This window comes from Mycobacterium asiaticum DSM 44297 (assembly GCF_000613245.1).
In the GTDB taxonomy this organism is placed as follows: Bacteria; Actinomycetota; Actinomycetes; order Mycobacteriales; family Mycobacteriaceae; genus Mycobacterium; species Mycobacterium asiaticum.
This window is the reverse complement of sequence record NZ_HG964939.1, coordinates 208,737-226,957: the sequence shown is the minus strand read 5'-3', so window position 1 is coordinate 226,957 and position 18,221 is coordinate 208,737. Positions and strand designations below refer to the sequence as shown.

General features: G+C 66.9%; 14 protein-coding genes and 1 pseudogene. 6 read left to right on the top strand and 9 right to left on the bottom strand.

The genetic code is table 11. The features are described from left to right. Positions 1 to 74 precede the first annotated feature (74 nt). The 3 genes from BN972_RS25020 to BN972_RS25010 all read left to right on the top strand — a co-directional run bounded on the left by BN972_RS25020 (position 75) and on the right by BN972_RS25010 (position 4,271). Entirely contained in the window at positions 75 to 1,463 is a 1,389-nt protein-coding gene (locus BN972_RS25020) for an ATP-binding protein (protein WP_036364372.1), read from the top strand. Next, positions 1,453 to 3,438: a vWA domain-containing protein gene (locus tag BN972_RS25015; RefSeq protein ID WP_036364369.1), complete on the top strand. Its 1,986-nt coding sequence runs from the start codon at positions 1,453 to 1,455 to the stop codon at positions 3,436 to 3,438. Before BN972_RS25020 ends, BN972_RS25015 begins: the two co-directional genes overlap by 11 nt. Before the next feature lie 80 nt (positions 3,439 to 3,518). Beyond that, complete coding sequence (locus BN972_RS25010) at positions 3,519 to 4,271, top strand: DUF429 domain-containing protein (protein ID WP_036364366.1); 753 nt, start codon at positions 3,519 to 3,521, stop codon at positions 4,269 to 4,271. 5 nt (positions 4,272 to 4,276) lie between these two features. On the opposite strand, the gene BN972_RS28985 is transcribed toward BN972_RS25010, so the two are convergent. The 9 genes and pseudogenes from BN972_RS28985 to BN972_RS24965 form a co-directional block, all read right to left on the bottom strand. Then, positions 4,277 to 5,941 (bottom strand): alpha/beta hydrolase, encoded by a 1,665-nt coding sequence (locus BN972_RS28985; RefSeq protein ID WP_099051234.1) that lies wholly within the window; start codon positions 5,939 to 5,941, stop codon positions 4,277 to 4,279. Positions 5,942 to 5,949: 8 nt separating this feature from the next. Further along, on the bottom strand, positions 5,950 to 6,240 hold the full coding sequence (locus BN972_RS25000) for a hypothetical protein (RefSeq protein ID WP_051545801.1): 291 nt from the start codon (positions 6,238 to 6,240) through the stop codon (positions 5,950 to 5,952). An 89-nt stretch (positions 6,241 to 6,329) separates the two neighbouring features. Beyond that, positions 6,330 to 6,932, bottom strand: coding sequence for a DUF1707 SHOCT-like domain-containing protein (locus tag BN972_RS24995; RefSeq protein ID WP_036364364.1), 603 nt, complete (start codon positions 6,930 to 6,932; stop codon positions 6,330 to 6,332). Positions 6,933 to 7,027: 95 nt separating this feature from the next. Next, positions 7,028 to 7,813: an enoyl-CoA hydratase family protein gene (locus tag BN972_RS24990; RefSeq protein WP_036364362.1), complete on the bottom strand. Its 786-nt coding sequence runs from the start codon at positions 7,811 to 7,813 to the stop codon at positions 7,028 to 7,030. Then, positions 7,813 to 8,979, bottom strand: a complete 1,167-nt coding sequence (locus BN972_RS24985; protein ID WP_036364360.1) for an acyl-CoA dehydrogenase family protein — start codon at positions 8,977 to 8,979, stop codon at positions 7,813 to 7,815. The genes BN972_RS24990 and BN972_RS24985 overlap by 1 nt, the downstream gene beginning before the upstream one ends. After that, complete coding sequence (locus BN972_RS24980) at positions 8,976 to 10,955, bottom strand: ATP-binding protein (protein ID WP_036364359.1); 1,980 nt, start codon at positions 10,953 to 10,955, stop codon at positions 8,976 to 8,978. The genes BN972_RS24985 and BN972_RS24980 overlap by 4 nt, the downstream gene beginning before the upstream one ends. Positions 10,956 to 10,960: 5 nt before the next feature. Then, positions 10,961 to 12,556, bottom strand: coding sequence for an acyl-CoA carboxylase subunit beta (locus BN972_RS24975; protein WP_036365807.1), 1,596 nt, complete (start codon positions 12,554 to 12,556; stop codon positions 10,961 to 10,963). A 49-nt stretch (positions 12,557 to 12,605) separates the two neighbouring features. Next, positions 12,606 to 13,754, bottom strand: coding sequence for an acyl-CoA dehydrogenase family protein (locus BN972_RS24970; protein WP_036364357.1), 1,149 nt, complete (start codon positions 13,752 to 13,754; stop codon positions 12,606 to 12,608). After that, positions 13,751 to 15,434, bottom strand: a pseudogene (locus BN972_RS24965) (acyclic terpene utilization AtuA family protein). The gene BN972_RS24970 and the pseudogene BN972_RS24965 overlap by 4 nt, the downstream one beginning before the upstream one ends. 247 nt (positions 15,435 to 15,681) lie before the next feature. Between BN972_RS24965 and rpmF the strand changes: the two are divergent. From rpmF to BN972_RS24950, 3 genes are all read left to right on the top strand, one after another. After that, positions 15,682 to 15,855 carry a 50S ribosomal protein L32 gene (gene rpmF / locus BN972_RS24960; protein WP_036364355.1) on the top strand — a complete coding sequence of 58 codons (174 nt, stop codon included), beginning with the start codon at positions 15,682 to 15,684 and terminating at the stop codon, positions 15,853 to 15,855. 54 nt (positions 15,856 to 15,909) lie between these two features. Next, complete coding sequence (gene mprA / locus BN972_RS24955; RefSeq protein WP_036364352.1) at positions 15,910 to 16,596, top strand: two-component system response regulator MprA; 687 nt, start codon at positions 15,910 to 15,912, stop codon at positions 16,594 to 16,596. Between the two features lie 80 nt (positions 16,597 to 16,676). Then, positions 16,677 to 18,134 carry a HAMP domain-containing sensor histidine kinase gene (locus BN972_RS24950; RefSeq protein WP_235192601.1) on the top strand — a complete coding sequence of 486 codons (1,458 nt, stop codon included), beginning with the start codon at positions 16,677 to 16,679 and terminating at the stop codon, positions 18,132 to 18,134. Positions 18,135 to 18,221 lie beyond the last annotated feature (87 nt).

The following is an 18,221-nucleotide window of genomic DNA, read 5'->3' as shown; positions in this document are numbered from 1 at the left end:
CGACCGACACGCCGCGAGGAGCGTCGGGAAAGTCACTCTCGTCGGCGCAACGAAAGACGGCGTCGTAGCGTGGAGTGGTGACTTCACCGAGCAATCTGCCCCGTACCGTCGGCGAGCTGCGTGCCTCCGGTCACCGTGAGCGGGGGGTCAAGCAGGAAATCCGTGAGAACCTTCTGACCGCGCTGGCCGAGGGCGACGAGGTGTGGCCCGGGATTCTAGGTTTTGATGACACCGTCATCCCGCAGCTCGAGCGTGCCCTGATCGCCGGCCACGACTTCGTGTTGCTGGGCGAACGTGGTCAAGGCAAGACGCGGCTGTTGCGCGCCCTCACCGGTCTGCTCGACGAGTGGACGCCGGTCATCGACGGCTCCGAGCTCGGCGAGCACCCGTATACGCCGATCACGCCGGAATGGATCCGCCGCGCCGCCCAGCTGCAAGATGACCTGCCGATCACCTGGAAGCACCGCAGCGAGCGGTACACCGAAAAGCTGGCCACCCCCGACACCAGCGTCGCCGACCTGGTCGGGGACATCGACCCCATCAAGGTCGCCGAGGGGCGCAGCCTTGGCGACCCGGAAACCATCGCGTACGGGCTGATCCCGCGGGCCCACCGGGGCATCGTCGCCGTCAACGAACTGCCCGACCTGGCCGAGCGCATCCAGGTCTCGATGCTCAACGTGATGGAGGAGCGCGACATCCAGGTGCGCGGCTACACGTTGCGGTTGCCGCTCGACGTCCTGGTCGTGGCCAGCGCCAACCCGGAGGACTACACCAACCGCGGCCGCATCATCACGCCGCTCAAGGACCGGTTCGGCGCCGAGATCCGCACCCACTACCCGCTCGAGCTGAGCGCCGAGATCGGCGTCATCGCTCAAGAGGCGCACCTGAGCGCCCAGGTACCCGACTACCTGCTGCAGATCATCGCGCGGTTCGCCCGCTACCTGCGCGAGTCCAGTTCGGTCGACCAGCGCTCCGGGGTGTCGGCGCGGTTCGCGATCGCCGCGGCCGAGACGGTCGCCGCGGCGGCCCGGCACCGCGGCGCGATCCTGGGCGAGACCGACCCGGTCGCCCGGGTCGTCGACCTGGGCACCATCATCGACGTGCTGCGCGGCAAGCTGGAATTCGAGTCCGGCGAGGAGGGCCGCGAGCAGGCCGTGCTGGAGCATCTGCTGCGCCGCGCCACCGCCGACACCGCCTCGCGGGTGCTGGGCGGCATCGACGTCGGCACGCTGGTGTCCGCGGTCGAGAGCGGTTCCGCGGTGACGACGGGCGAACGGGTGTCCGCCAAAGACGTACTGGCCGCGGTGCCCGGGTTGCCCGTGGTGGAGAAGATCGCGGCAAAACTGGGCGCCGAATCCGAAGGCGAACGGGCCGCGGCATTGGAATTGGCCCTGGAGGCGTTGTACCTGGCCAAGCGCGTGGACAAGGTATCCGGAGAAGGGCAAACGGTCTATGGCCAATAAAGGGCACTCTTCGCGATACTCGGCGTATACCGGCGGGCCCGACCCGCTGGCTCCGCCGGTGGATCTGCGTGAGGCCCTCGAACAGATCGGGCAGGACGTCATGGCCGGCACCTCGCCGCGCCGGGCGCTGTCCGAGCTGCTGCGACGGGGCACCGACAACATGCGCGGTGCCGACCGCCTGGCCGCCGAGGCCAACCGGAAGCGGCGAGACCTGCTGCGGCGCAATAATTTAGACGGCACCCTGCAGGAAATCAAGAAGCTGCTCGACGAGGCCGTGCTGGCCGAGCGCAAGGAATTGGCGCGAGCGCTGGATGACGATGCCCGCTTCTCCGAGCTGCAGCTGGAGGCGCTGCCGTCCTCGCCCGCCAAGGCGGTCCAGGAGCTGTCCGAGTACGACTGGCGCAGCAACGAGGCCCGTCAGAAGTACGAGCAGATCAAGGATCTGCTCGGCCGCGAGATGCTGGATCAACGCTTCGCCGGCATGAAGCAGGCGCTCGAAGGTGCCACCGATGAGGACCGCCAGCGCGTCAACGACATGCTGGATGACCTGAACAATCTGTTGGACAAGCACTCTCGCGGCGAGGATACCCAGCAAGATTTCCAGGACTTCATGGACAAGCACGGCGAGTTCTTCCCCGAGAACCCGCAAAACGTCGAGGAGCTGCTGGACTCGCTGGCCAAGCGTGCGGCCGCCGCGCAGCGGTTCCGCAACAGCCTCAGCCAGGAACAGCGCGACGAGCTGGATGCCTTGGCGCAGCAGGCTTTTGGGTCGCCATCGTTGATGCAGGCGCTGAACAGGCTCGACGCTCATCTGCAGGCTGCCCGTCCCGGTGAAGACTGGACCGGCGAGCAGCGCTTCTCCGGTGATAACCCGCTGGGAATGGGCGAGGGAGCCCAAGCGCTGGCCGACATCGGCGAGCTGGAGCAGTTGGCCGACCAGTTGTCCCAGGCATACCCCGGCGCCAGCATGGATGATGTCGACCTCGACGCGCTGGCCCGCCAACTCGGTGACGAGGCGGCCGTCGACGCCCGTACGCTTGCCGAACTTGAACGGGCGTTGGTCAATCAGGGCTTCCTGGATCGCGGTTCGGACGGTCAGTGGCGGCTGTCACCGAAGGCCATGCGCCGTCTCGGGGAAACCGCGTTGCGTGATGTGGCACAACAGCTTTCCGGTCGTCACGGGGAGCGGGACCACCGGCGGGCCGGTGCGGCCGGTGAGTTGACCGGTGCGACCCGGCCCTGGCAGTTCGGTGACACCGAGCCGTGGAACATCTCCCGCACGCTGACCAACGCCGTACTGCGCCAGTCCGGGACGCGCACACTCGACGGGACACGGCCGTCTTTGAAGATCACCGTCGACGACGTCGAGGTCTCCGAAACCGAGACCCGCACCCAGGCCGCGGTCGCGCTGCTCGTCGACACGTCGTTTTCCATGGTGATGGAAAACCGGTGGTTGCCGATGAAGCGCACGGCGCTGGCCCTCAATCACCTGGTGTGCACCCGGTTCCGATCAGATGCCTTGCAGATCATCGCTTTTGGCCGCTACGCGCGGACCGTCTCGGCGGCCGAGCTGACCGGGCTCGAGGGTGTATACGAGCAGGGAACCAATCTGCACCATGCGCTCGCCCTGGCCGGGCGCCACCTGCGTCGGCACCCCAACGCGCAACCGGTCGTGCTGGTGGTGACCGACGGCGAGCCGACCGCACATCTGGAGGACTTCGACGGTGACGGTACATCCGTATTCTTCGACTACCCGCCGCACCCCAGGACCATCTCCTTCACCGTCAAGGGTTTCGACGAGATGGCGCGGCTAGGTGCGCAGATCACCATCTTCCGGTTGGGCAGCGACCCCGGCCTGGCGCGATTTCTGGACAAGATCGCTCGCCGGGTCGAGGGCCGCGTCGTGGTCCCCGATCTGGACGGGCTGGGCGCCGCCGTGGTGGGTGACTACCTGCGGTCCCGACGTCGCCGTTAGCTACGCCGAGCAGACGCAAAGGTCCCTGCACGCGCGGCGTGTCGGGGCCCTGTGCGGCTGCTCGTGTTAGGCCGCGGGCCGTGTACTTCGTCGGCCTGGACCTAGCCTGGGGCATGCGCAACCGCACGGGCATCGCCGTGGTCAGTGCCGATGGTGAGCTGGAATTCGTGGCGTCCGCGGTAACCGACGACGAAATCCTCGCGGCGGTGTCGCCGTTCGTGACGGGCCCGTGCTTCGTCGGGATCGACGCACCGCTGGTGGTGGTCAACTCGGCAGGAATGCGCGCCGCCGAACGGGCACTGAATGGAGATTTCCGGCGGTTCGACGCCGGCGCCTATCCCGCACATCTGGGACTCGCGCCGTTCCGGGACACTCCCCGCGGTGCTCGGATCGCCGAATCTCTTGGGCTGGACGTGAATCCGGAGTCGTCCGCGGGTCGCCGAGCCGCTGAAGTTTATCCGCACTCGGCGGCGGTGGCACTGTTTCGGCTGGGCCGGACGCTGAAGTACAAGCGGCGCAAGGGCAGATCCATCGAGGACCGCAGACTGGCGATGCTGCGGTTAATCGGATTGATCGAGAGCCTCGCCGACCGGACACCGCCCATGCGGGTAGCGTCCAGCGCGGAGTGGTTGCGGTTGCGCCAGACCGTCGAGCGGGCGGCGCGACCGGTCGATCTGGACCGGGCGGAGGATCCGATCGACGCTGTGCTGTGCGCGTACATCGCGCTCTACGCCACCCGGCGACCGGACGACATGACGGTTTACGGGGACCTTCCGACCGGCTACATCCTGACCCCGACGCTGCCCGCGGATCTCCTGCCCGGCAGCGCATGACGGCCTTACCCGCCCAGTCTGCCCGGCAACCGATCGGGTGCCACTATGCCGGGCCGGATCAGGTCTTGCGGCAGGCCCGCGAGCACCGCGGCCATGTTGTAGCCGCTCATCCGCAACTCTCCGTTGCTGCCCAGGCGCGCGTAATCCGAATGGCCGTAGGCGCGCTCGTGAAACTCGCCATCGCCGTACCGTCCTCCGAACGCATAACCGTCACGGCTGGACAGCGCCGTCATGCCGGGCACGTCCTGAGGTGCGGGACCGAACGCGCCGAATTCGGAAACAACTTCCGCGACAACGTCATCGACTCCGATCAGATAGTAGGCGTGGCCAGGTGCCACTCCGAGCTGTGACGCCTCGGTGAGTTCGGCGCCCGGCGATCCGTAGAGGACGACGTCGCTCACCGGGGCCCCGCCCTGCAGCGCCAGGCTGGTGGTCAGTGAGCCGTAGGAGTGTCCGAATGCGGTGATGTGTTGTCCGGCGGCATTGCCGGTGGCTGCCAGTCCCTTGAAGAACGTGTTCAGCGGCTGCGCGGCAGCACGTGCCTGCCAGTCGTGAACCACGTCGCGCAAGCTGTCGGGTGCGTCGTAACCCAACCACGCAATGGACGCAACCGCGTCGGCTCTCCGCAGGCCCGCCGCAGCTCGGAGTTCACTGGCTTTGTTGCGTTGTGCGGCGGCTTGTTTCACCATGCCCCCGACACTGGCGCTGACTCGGGTGTTGAGCCCTCCGACGGTTACGCCGACGCGTTCGGCATTGTCGACGTCTCCAACCCCAACCGCCGCCAGCACTTTTCGGGGATCGGCGGTGGTATCGAGCAGGATCAGGCTGGTGCCCGGGGTCGTCGTCAGCGCCTGTTGGAGTGCCCGCAGATCCGCCAGCTTGTCGGGGTCGGTGCGCCAGCCGTAGGCGCCGATCCAGCCATGGTCGAGGCGGTCGATTTCGCGTTGCAGCACAGCAGCATTGAGCTGGCTGCGGACAGCGATCGGGATGCCGTCGAGGTTGCGGATGGCCTCGGGTGCCCATTGTTTGGCGCGGTCCTGTTGGGCCGGGGTCAGGTCGTGCCACCACGCGCCGACCTGGTCGGGCGTGCCGCCCGCCTGCAGCACGGGCAGCAGGGCCGCCATCTTCGGTGCCTGATGACTGAGCTGTGCGTCGACCCGATAGGCGGGAAGGTCGCCGTCGCTGGCGCGGATCGCGGCGGCGAGATCCTCGTCTGCGACTTCGGCGTCGGACAGCAACTGCTGCAGCCGTTCGGTCAGCCGCACCGCGTCGTCGAGGATTCGTTGCTGCTCAGCGGGGGAGAAAGCGGACAGGGTGGGCGGCGGCAACGCAACGCCGGTCGCTTCGTCGATCACCAGGTGGGCTTCTCGCGCAAGGTCGCGAATGGCCTTTAGTCGCTCCTTGATGGCGGTGATCTCATCCGCCGACTGTCCGGCCGCCCGCGCGACCGCCTCGCACGCGTCGGCATGCTCGTCCAGCATTCCCGTGGTGCGTGCGCCGGCCGCGTGTGCCGCCTCGGCCGCATCGCCTCCGAAAGGCACCAGCCGCATCAGCTCGGTGATGGTTGCCGACGCCGTCCGGGTTCCGTGTGCGCGTCTGAGCGCGGCATCGAACACGGCCCTGACGGCCTCGGGATCCCAATGTTCGATATCGGTCACCGTAAGCGTCATTGTCAGCGTCATCGCAGCGATGCGGCGTTGCGCTGGTCAAGCTCGGCGCACTCGGCGGCGGCGGTCCGCAAGCCGCCGGCGTATTCGGCGATGTGGTCGAGGTGGCTCGCTCCTGCGGCGGCCCACCGATCCAGCAATCTCACCAACTCCACGGCCGACGAGCCGACCCAACCGCGTTGCGCGCCGTCGGCGTCGTCGTGGCAGAGCCGCTGCACCGCCAGCAGCGACTGCCCGTGGTCCGCCAGTTGGTTACCGACGTGGGACAGCATGTCGGGGTTCGCCCGCAACTCTCGCGCCACTGCGACCCGCTTTCGCCGATGCCAATGTTCGGCGGAAGTGTGGCACCACAGGAAACGTCGGGCCACTCACTCGGAGTGGCCGGTGTTGATTACTTGCGCGGCTTGCGCGGCTTGCGCTTGATGCCGACGCCGCCCCATAGGGAGAACCCGCGGATCTTGACCTTGGGCGCGCCCGGTGAGCCCTCACCGACCACCGCGTGGTCAAAGTTGCCCATCACGCCGCGCCCCTCGATCTCGACGTTGACCTCCGGGGGCAGCAGGATCGTTTGCGCGCCCATGATCGAGTACGCGTGGATTTCGACCTGCGTCGAGGTGAAGTCGGCGTAGCGCAGATCAACCACGCCGTTGCCCCACAGCGTGAACGTCGTCAGTTTCTTCGGTACGTTCCACCGGCCGCGGCGCTCGAACCCGCTCATGATGGCCAACAGCAATGTGGACGGCGCCGGATTGCACTGGCCACCGCGGCGCGGGCTCACGGCGGCGCCGGGCAAATCGGCCCGCAGCTGGTCGAGCTCCTGGTACGTGGTCGCGGCGTAGGCCTTGGTTAGCCGATCTTCGTACTCGTTGAGCTGCAGGCGGCCCTGCTCGGCCGCGTACGCCAGCAACTGCGCAATCTGGATGCGATCAGTGTCCTCCGCGCGTGAGAGGTCGTCGCGCGCGGTTTCTACGTCACGCTGGGCTGGGTTGGTCATCTCACCCGCGAGCTTACGACTTCAAGATTTTGCTGCAAGGGGTGTTGGCTAAACTGCAACGTTCACGCGGGCCCGGCGCCAGTCCTGCGGGCGCGTCATGAAGAGGAAACCCAGCTCGGGGGCCGTTTTTGCAGGAACGCCAGCATGCCCTCGCGGGCTTCGCTTGAAACGAACAACCTCGCCGACTCCTCGGTGAGCCGCTCCGCGTCGCGGTCGAACCCGGCCAGGACGGCGGCGGTGGTCAGCGCCTTGGACGCCGCCAGGCCCTGCGGCGACCCGCGACCGACGTCGGCGACCAAACCGGCCACCGCGGCGTCCACGTCCTCCGCGGCCAGGGTGACCAATCCGATTTCGGCGGCTTCGCTGGCGCCGAACGTTTCGCCGGTGAGGTAATAGCGTGCCGCCGCGCGCGCCGACAGTTTCGGCAGCAACGTCAGCGAGATGATGGCCGGCGCGACGCCGATGCGAGCCTCGGTCAAGGCAAACGTGCTGCGCGGTCCGGCCACGACCATGTCGCAGGCGCCGACGAGGCCGAACCCGCCGGCTCGCACGTGCCCATTGATGGCACCGATCACCGGGCGCGGCGACTCGACGATGGCGCGCAGCAGCGCGGTCATCTCCCGCGCCCGCGCCACGGCCACGTTGTATGGATCACCCCCGCCCGCCTCGCTCAGGTCCGCGCCCGCACAGAAGGTGCCGCCGGTGTGGCCGAGCACCACCACCCGCACCGCCGGGTCGGCCGCGGCGTCCCGCAAACCCTGGTGCAGTTGGTTCACCAGGGTGCTCGACAACGCGTTGCGGTTGTGCGGGGAATTCAGCGTCAGACGGGCGAGCGGGCCACCGGTCTCGGTTGGGCCCGAGTAATCGACGAGGGTGTCCATCAGTAGCTTCGGGGCAGACCCAGCGACGTCTGCGAAACGAAGTTCAGCACCATCTCACGACTGATCGGTGCGATCCGCGCCAACCGCGACGCGGTCAGCATTGCGGCCACGCCGTACTCCTTGGTCAGTCCGTTGCCGCCCATCGACTGGACGGCCTGGTCGACGGCGCGGGTCGAAGCCTCACCCGCCGCGTACTTCGCCATGTTCGCGGCCTCGGCCGCGCCCCCGTCGTCGCCGTGGTCGTAGAGCGTCGCAGCCTTCTGCATCATCAACTTGGCCAACTGCACCTCGATGTGACACTGCGCCAGCGGGTGCGACAAGCCCTGGTGCGCGCCGATCGGCGTGCCCCACACCTGGCGTGTCTTGACGTATTCGACGGCCTTGCCGAGCGCGAACCGGCCCATCCCCACGGCGCTGGCCGCGCCCATGATCCGCTCGGGATTCAGCCCGGCGAACAGCTGAGCGATGGCGGCGTCCTCGGCGCCCACCAGCGCGTCCGAAGGCAGCCGAACGTCGTCCATGAACACCTGGAACTGGCGCTCGGGGCTGATCAACTCCATCTCGATCGGCGTGTAGGTGAATCCGGGCGCGTCGGTGGGCACCACGAACAACGCCGGACGCAATTTGCCGGTCTTGGCTTCCTCGGTGCGCGCCACCACCAGCACCGCCTGGGCCTGGTCGATGCCGGAGATGTACACCTTCTGGCCCTTGAGCAGCCAGTCGCTGCCGTCGCGCCGCGCGGTGGTGGTGATCTTGTGCGAGTTCGATCCCGCGTCCGGCTCGGTGATGGCGAACGCCATCGTCAAGGTCCCGTCGGCGATACCCGGGATCCAGCGCTTCTTCTGCTCCTCGGTGCCGAACTTGCTGATGATCGTGCCGTTGATGGCCGGGGAGACCACCATCAGCAGCAGCGCGCTACCCGCGGCCGCCATTTCCTCCATCACCAGCGAAAGCTCGTACATGCCGGCGCCGCCGCCCCCGTACTCTTCGGGAAGGTTCACCCCCAGAAAACCGAGTTTGCCTGCCTCGGCCCACAATTCGTCGGTGTGTTCCTGGGCGCGTGCCTTCTTGAGGTAGTACTCGGCGCCGTAGTTGGACGCCCACTCGGCAACCGCCTTGCGCAGCGCCTGACGGTCCTCGCTCTCGATGAAGCTGGTGTCGCTCATGACGGATCTCCTTCTGCTTCAGGCGCTTCCACTTTCGCGAGGATTGCACCTACTTCCACTTGCTGGCCGGTCTTGACGTTGATTTCCGCGAGCACCCCATCGGTGGGCGCGGTGATGGTGTGCTCCATTTTCATCGCCTCCAGCCAGATCAGCGGCTGGCCGGCGGTGACGGTAGCGCCCTCCTCGGCGCCGATCCGGATGACGTTGCCGGGCATGGGCGCCACCAGTGATCCCTGCTCGACGGCCGAGCCCGGTTCGGGGAAGCGGGGCAACGCGACCAGGTGCACGGGTCCCCGCGCCGAGTCGACGTAAACGTCGTCGCCGAAGCGTGCCACCGCGAAGCTGAACGCCACCCCGTTCTCGGCAAGCACCACTTCGTTCGGCGACGCCGAGACCAGTTGCACCGTCGGATCGTCCGGCAACGCCAGAGCCGTTCTGGTGAAACGGTATCGGACGTTCTGCTCGGTGTCCGCGTCGTCACGGTAGGTCTTGGTCTGGAATCCCGACGGCAGGTTTCGCCAGCCGCTAGGGACCCCACGCAGGATTCGGTCGGTGGCGCGGTTGTGTGCGGCGTCGGCCAGGGCGGCTGCGATCGCAGAGACCCGCACCGTGGCTGCGTCGGCAAGCGATGCCGAGAGTTCGGTCAGGCCGTGTGTGTCGAAAAACGCTGTGTCCGTAGCGCCGTCAAGGAAGGCCGGGTGGCGTAGCACGTTCACCAGCAGTTCGCGGTTGGTGCGCAGGCCGTGCACCTGGGTGCGGGCCAACGCGTCGGCGAGCACCAGCGCCGACTGGCGGCGGGTAGGTGCGTAGGAGATGACCTTGGCCAGCATCGGGTCATAGAAGATCGACACCACCGAGCCGTCGATGATTCCGGAATCCAGCCGAATCCCGGTCCGGTGCTCCAGCGTGCGGAACTCGGTGCGCACCGCGGGCACGTGAATCCGGTGCACCGTGCCGGCCTGGGGTTGCCAGTCGTGCGCGGGGTCCTCGGCGTAGAGCCGCACTTCGATCGAATGACCCTGTGCCGTCGGAGGTTCCGCACTAAGCCGACCGCCGCTGGCTACCTCGATCTGCAGTTCGACCAGGTCCAGGCCAGCGGTTTCTTCGGTAACCGGGTGCTCGACCTGCAACCGGGTGTTCATCTCCAGGAAGAAGAATTCGCCGTCATCGTCGGCGAGAAACTCGACCGTGCCGGCGCCGGTGTAGCCGATTGCTGAGGCGGCCAGGCGGGCGGCCTCGAACAGTTTGGCGCGCATTCCGGGAATCCGCTCCACCAACGGCGACGGCGCCTCTTCGATGACCTTTTGGTGACGGCGCTGAATGGAGCATTCCCGTTCCCCGACAGCCCAGACCGTGCCATGGGTGTCGGCCATGACCTGAACCTCGATGTGGTGACCGGTGGGCAGGTAGCGCTCACAGAACACCGTCGGGTCGCCGAACGCCGATTGCGCTTCGCGTTGGGCCGCCTCGACTTCGCCGGACAATGCGGACAACTCCCGCACGACTCGCATGCCCCGTCCGCCGCCTCCGGCGGATGCCTTGACCAGCACCGGCAGCTGCGCCGCGCTGACGGTTTCGGGGTCGAGTTCCTCGAGCACCGGCACCCCGGCCGAGGCCATCAACTTCTTGGACTCGATCTTGGAGCCCATCGCGCGCACCGCATCCACCGGCGGCCCGATCCAGGTCAAACCTGCCCGTTGGACGGCGGCGGCGAATTCGGCGTTCTCCGAGAGGAAGCCGTAACCCGGATGGATTGCGTCGGCACCTGCGGCACGGGCGGCGTTGATGATCGCCTCGGCGTTGAGGTAGTCGTTGGTCTGCGCCAACCGCACCCGCGCGTCGGCTTCAGCGACGTGGGGCGCAGCGGCATCCGGGTCGGTGTAGACGGCGACGGTGCCCAGGCCCAGCCGGCGGCAGGTGGCGAACACCCGTCGGGCGATCTCGCCTCGATTGGCGACCAGCACTCGAGTAATCATGGGACTCACATCCGGAAGACGCCGAAGTTCGACGTCCCCTTGATCGGGCCATTGGCAATGGCGGACAGGCAGATTCCCAGCACGGTGCGGGTGTCGCGCGGGTCGATCACCCCGTCGTCGTAGAGCATCCCGGACAGCACCATCGGCAGCGACTCGGCCTCGATCTGGCCTTCGACGGCGGCCCGCATCGCGGCGTCGGCCGCCTCGTCGACCTGCTGGCCGCGGGCTTCTGCCGCCGCCCGGGCCACGATCGACAGCACGCCTGACAACTGGGCGCCGCCCATCACGGCAGATTTGGCGCTGGGCCAAGCGAATAGGAACCGGGGATCGTAGGCACGCCCGCACATGCCGTAGTGGCCCGCGCCGTAAGACGCACCGATCAGCAACGAGATGTGCGGCACGGTCGAGTTCGACACGGCGTTGATCATCATCGAGCCGTGCTTGATCATGCCGCCCTCTTCGTAGTCCTTGCCCACCATGTAACCGGTGGTGTTGTGCAAGAACAACAGTGGCGTATCCGAGCGGTTGGCGAGCTGGATGAACTGGGTGGCCTTCTGGGACTCCTCGCTGAACAGCACGCCGCGAGCATTGGCCAGGATGCCGATCGGATAGCCGTGCAGCTGCGCCCAGCCGGTAACCAGCGAGGATCCGTACAGCGGCTTGAATTCGTCGAACTCGGAGCCGTCGACGATGCGGGCGATCACTTCGCGCGGATCGAATGGGATGCGCAGATCGGCGGGCACGATGCCGATCAGTTCCTCGGCGTCGAACAACGGTTCGGTCACCGGGTTGGGCACCGGTCCTTGCTTCTTCCAGTTCAGTCGAGCCACGATGCGGCGTCCGATCCGGATAGCGTCGGGCTCGTCAATGGCGAAGTAGTCCGCCAAACCCGAGATGCGGGCGTGCATTTCAGCGCCACCTAGCGACTCGTCGTCGGATTCTTCACCGGTGGCCATCTTCACCAGCGGGGGACCGGCCAGGAACACCTTGGAGCGTTCCTTGATCATCACGACGTGATCGGACATGCCGGGAACGTAGGCGCCGCCCGCGGTGGAGTTGCCGAAAACCAGTGCGATGGTGGGGATTCCGGCTGCAGACAGCCGGGTTAGGTCGCGGAACATGCGGCCACCCGGGATGAAGATCTCCTTCTGGGTGGGCAGGTCCGCGCCGCCGGATTCCACCAGCGAGATGACCGGAAGCCGGTTCTCGAAGGCGATCTGATTGGCGCGCAGAATCTTCTTCAGTGTCCAGGGATTGCTGGTGCCGCCTTTGACGGTGGGATCGTTGGCGACGATCATGCACTCGACGCCCTCTACGACGCCGATCCCGGTGACCGTGCTGGCGCCGACCTTGAACGGGCTACCCCAGGCCGCCAGCGGGCTTAACTCCAGAAACGGTGAGTCCGCGTCGACCAGCAATTCGATGCGTTCCCGTGCCGTCAGCTTGCCGCGGGCATGGTGGCGTTCCACGTATTTGGGACCGCCGCCCTCGACGGCATTGGCGAATTCGGCGGCGATCTCGTCGAGCTTGGTGGTCGCGGCGGCTGCCGCCTCGGCGAAGGTGTCCGCGTTCGGGTCCAGCGTGGAGCGCAAGACGGTCATGACCACCTCCGACGATGCAGAACGCAGTGATGCTGAGGAGGAGGTGCGATCATGACTGATACCCCAGCAGCTTGGCCGCCAGCGCGGTCAGGATCTCGCTGGTCCCGCCGCCGATGCCGATGATCCTCATATCCCGGTATTGGCGTTCGATCTCCGATTCGGCCATGTAGCCCATGCCGCCGAACAATTGGACGCCCTGGTTGGCCACCCACTCGCCCGCCTCGACGGCGGTGTTCTTCGCGAAACAGACCTCGGCGATCAGGTTGGTCTCGCCGGCCAGCTGGCGCTCCACCACGTGCCGTGAGTAGACGCGGGCGACATCGATGCGACGTGCCATCTCGGCCAGGGTGTTCTGCACGGTCTGTCGCGAGATCAGCGGACGGCCGAAGGTCTCCCGGTCGCGGCACCACTGCGCAGTGATGTCCAGGCACCGCTGTGCGCTCGAATATGCCTGTGTAGCAAGCGCGATCCGCTCGGATACGAATGCCTGGGCGATCTGAGCGAACCCGCTGTTCTCGGCGCCGATCAGGTTCTCTACCGGCACCCTGACGTCGGTATAGGACAACTCCGCGGTGTCGGAGCACCGCCAGCCCATCTTGTCCAGCTTGCGTGACACCGCAAAGCCCGGCGTTCCCTTCTCCACGACGATCAGCGAAACTCCGGCCGCACCGGGTCCGCCGGTGCGCGCCGCGGTCACGACGAAGTCGGCACGCACCCCCGACGTGATGTAGGTCTTGGCGCCGTTTATCACGTAGTGGTCGCCGTCGCGCACCGCGCTGGTCCGCAGGTGGCCGACGTCCGAGCCGCCGCCGGGTTCGGTGATGGCCAGCGCGCCGATCTTCTCGCCGGCCAACGTCGGCCGCACAAAGGTCTCGATCAGCCGCTCGTCGCCGGATGCGATCATGTGCGGCACTGCGATACCGCAGGTGAACAACGAGGCGAAAACTCCGCCAGGCGCGCCGCAGTGGTGCAACTCCTCGCAGATCACCACCGCGTCGGCGCCGTCACCACCGCCGCCCCCGACCGACTCGGGAAAGTTGGCACCCAGCAGGCCCGCCTCGCCCGCCCGCCGGTGCAACTCGCGGGGCAACTCGCCGGCGCGCTCCCACTCGTTGACGTAGGGCATGATCTCGCGCTCGGTGAACGAGCGCATGGTCTTTCGCAGCTGCTCGCGTTCGGATGTGGTCCAGATATTCATAGAAGTTGCTCCGGGATATCGACGTAGCGGCTGCGCAACCATTCGCCCAGCCCCTTGGCCTGCGGGTCGAAACGCGCCTGATAGGCGACGCCTTGCCCGAGGATTTCTTCAATCACAAAGTTCACCGCCCGCAGATTGGGCAGCACGTGCCGGGTCACCGGCAGGTCGGCCGCTTCGGGAAGCAGGTCTTTGAGCAGCTCGACGGTCAGTGTGTTGGCCAGCCAGCGCCATTGATCGTCGGTGCGCACCCAGACACCGACGTTGGCGGACCCGCCCTTGTCGCCGCTGCGGGCGCCGGCGATCAAACCGAGCGGCACTCGCCGGGTCGGTCCGGCCGGCAGCGGTTCGGGCAACGCCGGTGCCTCGGCCGGCTTCAAAGCCAAAGTCTCTGTGGCGGAGGCGATTTCGCATCTGGTTCCATCGGGGTGGACCGCGATGTGGCGGCACCAGGCCGGCCTCGACATAGCCGGGGGTGAACACGCCGTACACCTGGCCGTCGCCGGGAGGGGTGGTGGCGGTGAAACCCGGATAGCTGGCCAACGCCAATTCCACTGCGGCGCCGGAGAATTTGCGTCCCACGTTAGCGGGATCGGGATCGCGCACCACGCAACTGAGCAGCGCGCTGGCGGCCTCTTCGGTGTCGGCGTCGGGGTGGTCGGTGCGGGCCAGCGTCCATTCCAGCTCGGCGGGCTTGACCGTCAGCGTGGCTTCCAGTTGGCGCCGCACCAATTCCGCCTTGGCTTCTATGTCCAACCCCGTCAGCACAAACGTCATCGCGTTGCGGAACCCGCCGACGCTGTTCAGCGACACCTTCAGGGTGGGTGGCGGCGGTTCACCCACCACTCCGCTGATCCGGACCCGGTCGGGTCCGTCGGCTGACAGCTCGATGGTGTCCATCCGGGCCGTCACGTCGGGGTTGGCGTAACGGGCCCCGGTGATCTCGTAGAGCAGCTGCGCGGTGACGGTGTCGACACTGACCAGGCCGCCGGTGCCGGGGTGCTTGGTGATGACCGAGGAGCCGTCGGCGTTCACCTCGGCCAACGGGAAACCGGCATAGGTCAGGTCAGGTATTTCGGTGAAGAAGGAGAAGTTGCCGCCGGTGGCCTGCACACCGCACTCGATCACATGGCCGGCCACCACGGCGCCGGCCAGCTGGTTGTAGTCGGTGCGGCCCCAGCCGAAGTGCGCCGCCGCGGATCCGACGATCACCGAAGCGTCGGTGACCCGGCCGGTGACCACGACATCCGCCCCGGCGTTGAGGCAGTCCGCGATCCCCCAGCCGCCCAGATAGGCGTTGGCCGTCAGCGGCGAACCGAGTCCCAACTCGGCCGCCCGCGGCTGCAGATCGTCGCCTTCGACGTGGGCTACCCGCGCCGGCACGCCCAGCCGCTCGGCCAGGGCACGCACCGCGTCGGCCAGGCCGGCCGGGTTCAAGCCACCGGCGTTGGCCACGATTCTCACGCCACGTTCGTGAGCCAGGGCCAGGCACTCCTCGAGCTGGGTCAGGAAGGTCTTGGCATAGCCGCGGTCGGGGTTTTTCATCCGGTCCCGGCCCAGGATCAGCATGGTCAACTCGGCGAGGTAGTCACCGGTGATGAAGTCGACGTCGCCGCCGGTGAGCATCTCGCGCATTGCGGACAACCGGTCACCGTAGAAACCGGAGCAGTTCGCGATACGCACGGCACCAGACTCGGGGGCCAATGCGCGTCCTCCCTCCATTGGGATGCGCGGCGAGCGCAGCAAGGTACCAACCAACCGGTAGGTTAGCGGGTGGGTCTGGTATCCCGCCAACCGGCTCGGCCGTTGGCCATTTTGGTGACCAGCGGCTCACCGACTACCCTGGATGACAACTGTCGCCGTTCGACCGTCCAGGTCATGGAGCGCGACACACCCGTCCGTAACCCCGACCGAGGAGTTAGGCCCGACCATGGCCGTACCTAAGCGCAGAATGTCGCGCTCGAACACCCGTAGCCGGCGCTCGCAGTGGAAGGCCACCTCGACCGAGCTGGTCGGGGTCACCGTCGCCGGCCAGAAGCACAAGGTGCCTCGTCGGCTGCTCAAAGCCGCCCGCCTCGGCCTCATCGACCTCGACAAGCGTTAGTACCTCGGCGCGCCTCTCAGGCCGCTCTCAGACGTTCGTACGAAACTAGGCTCCGTGCGAATACTTGTCGTCGACGACGATCGCGCGGTGCGTGAGTCGCTGCGCAGGTCCCTTTCCTTCAACGGCTACTCGGTTGATCTGGCCCACGACGGGGTTGAAGCGCTCGAGCTGATCGCCAGTGACCGGCCCGACGCGCTGGTTCTGGACGTGATGATGCCTCGGCTGGATGGCCTGGAAGTGTGCCGTCAGTTGCGTAGTACCGGCGACGACCTGCCGATCCTGGTGCTCACCGCCCGCGACTCGGTGTCCGAGCGCGTTGCGGGGCTGGACGCCGGCGCCGATGATTACCTGCCCAAGCCGTTCGCTCTCGAAGAGCTGCTGGCGCGGATGCGGGCGTTGCTGCGGCGCACCAAGCCCGACGACGCCACCGAGTCGGTGGCGATGACGTTCTCCGATCTGAGCCTGGACCCGGTCACCCGCGAGGTGATCCGTGGGCAACGCCGCATCAGCCTGACCCGCACGGAGTTCGCCCTGCTGGAGATGCTGATCGCCAACCCGCGCCGGGTCCTGACCCGCAGCCGGATTCTGGAAGAGGTGTGGGGGTTCGACTTTCCCACCTCCGGTAATGCGCTCGAGGTCTACGTCGGGTATCTGCGCCGCAAGACCGAGGCCGACGGTGAGCCGCGGCTGATCCACACCGTCCGCGGGGTGGGTTACGTGCTACGCGAAACGCCGCCTTGATACTTCGGCTCCGCCGTCCTGGCCGGGTGCGGCGCGCGCCCTTGCGGGCCACCAGCTCGTTGTCGCTGCGCTGGCGGGTGATGCTGCTGGCGATGTCCATGGTGGCGATGGTGGTGCTGCTGATGTCGTTCGCCGTCTATGCGGTGATCTCGGCCGCGCTGTACAGCGACATCGACAACCAGCTGCAGAGCCGGGCGCAGTTGCTGATCGCCAGCGGCTCGCTGGCCGCCGACCCGGGCAAGGCGATCGAAGGCACCGCCTACTCGGATGTCAACGCGATGCTGGTGAATCCGGGTAAATCGATCTATACCGCTAACCAGCCGGGCCAGACGCTGCCGGTCGGCACCCCCGAGAAGGCGGTCATCCGCGGTGAATTGTTCATGTCCCGGCGTACCGCGTCCGATCAGCGCGTACTCGCCATTCATCTGCCCAACGGCAGCTCGCTTCTGATCTCCAAGAGTCTGAGGCCGACCGAGGCCGTAATGGGAAAACTGCGTTTTGTGCTGTTGATGGTCGGGGGCGTCGGTGTTGCGGTGGCCGCGGTGGCCGGCGGCATGGTCACCCGGGCCGGGCTGCGTCCGGTCGGTCGCCTCACCGAAGCGGCTGAGCGCGTCGCACGCACCGACGACCTGCGGCCCATCCCGGTGTTCGGCAGTGACGAACTCGCCAGGCTCACTGAGGCGTTCAATCTGATGTTGCGGGCATTGGCCGAGTCGCGGGAACGCCAGACCCGACTTGTCACCGACGCCGGACATGAATTGCGCACCCCGCTCACGTCGCTGCGCACCAACGTCGAACTGCTGATGGCCTCGATGGAGCCGGGCGCGCCGCGGTTGCCCGAGCAGGAGATGGTGGATCTGCGCGCCGACGTTTTGGCTCAGATCGAGGAATTGTCAACTCTGGTAGGCGATTTGGTGGACCTTACCCGCGGTGACGCCGGTCACGCGGTGCACGAGCCGGTCGACATGGCCGACGTCATCGACCGTAGCCTTGAACGAGTTCGTCGGCGCCGCAACGACGTTCACTTCGACGTGGATATCATTCCGTGGCAGGTCTACGGTGACACGGCCGGGTTATCGCGAGCCGCACTGAATCTCATGGACAACGCGGCCAAATGGAGTCCACCGGGCGGTCACGTGGGAGTGGTGCTGCGCCAACTGGACCCGTCACATGCCGAGCTGGTGGTGTCGGATCAGGGCCCCGGCATCCCTCCGCAGGAGCGCCGCCTCGTGTTTGAGCGCTTCTACCGCTCGACATCGGCGCGCGCGATGCCCGGGTCCGGCCTCGGTCTGGCAATCGTCAAACAGGTCGTGCTCAATCACGGTGGATCGCTGCGCGTCGAGGACACCGACCCGCGCAAACAACCGCCGGGCACATCGATTTTCGTGTTGCTTCCTGGTCGCCCGATGCCCGCCTCCACGTACCAGGCCGAGGACGGCGACGCAGCGGACGACGAGCTCGCAACATCTGATCAGCCCAACTCCGGAGACGGCGCCGACTCACGGGGTTCGGCGAACGTTATCTCAGTCGATTCTTAGTTCGCGCGCGCAAGGTGGTTGTGCAGTTAGTGTTGAAGACCAAAGCCATGCAAGCAAGGCATGCGCGAGTCGGCCTTACCAAGCCCC

Bases quoted from the DNA above. Each gene is read 5' to 3' on its own strand.
- BN972_RS25015 (WP_036364369.1), top strand. From the start codon at position 1,453: ATGGCCAATAAAGGGCACTCTTCGCGATACTCGGCGTATACCGGCGGG.
- BN972_RS28985 (WP_099051234.1), bottom strand. From the start codon at position 5,941: ATGACGCTTACGGTGACCGATATCGAACATTGGGATCCCGAGGCCGTC.
- BN972_RS24995 (WP_036364364.1), bottom strand. From the start codon at position 6,932: ATGACCAACCCAGCCCAGCGTGACGTAGAAACCGCGCGCGACGACCTC.
- BN972_RS24990 (WP_036364362.1), bottom strand. From the start codon at position 7,813: ATGGACACCCTCGTCGATTACTCGGGCCCAACCGAGACCGGTGGCCCG.
- BN972_RS24985 (WP_036364360.1), bottom strand. From the start codon at position 8,979: ATGAGCGACACCAGCTTCATCGAGAGCGAGGACCGTCAGGCGCTGCGC.
- BN972_RS24980 (WP_036364359.1), bottom strand. From the start codon at position 10,955: ATGATTACTCGAGTGCTGGTCGCCAATCGAGGCGAGATCGCCCGACGG.
- BN972_RS24975 (WP_036365807.1), bottom strand. From the start codon at position 12,556: ATGACCGTCTTGCGCTCCACGCTGGACCCGAACGCGGACACCTTCGCC.
- BN972_RS24970 (WP_036364357.1), bottom strand. From the start codon at position 13,754: ATGAATATCTGGACCACATCCGAACGCGAGCAGCTGCGAAAGACCATG.
- rpmF (WP_036364355.1), top strand. From the start codon at position 15,682: ATGGCCGTACCTAAGCGCAGAATGTCGCGCTCGAACACCCGTAGCCGG.
- BN972_RS24950 (WP_235192601.1), top strand. From the start codon at position 16,677: ATGCTGCTGGCGATGTCCATGGTGGCGATGGTGGTGCTGCTGATGTCG.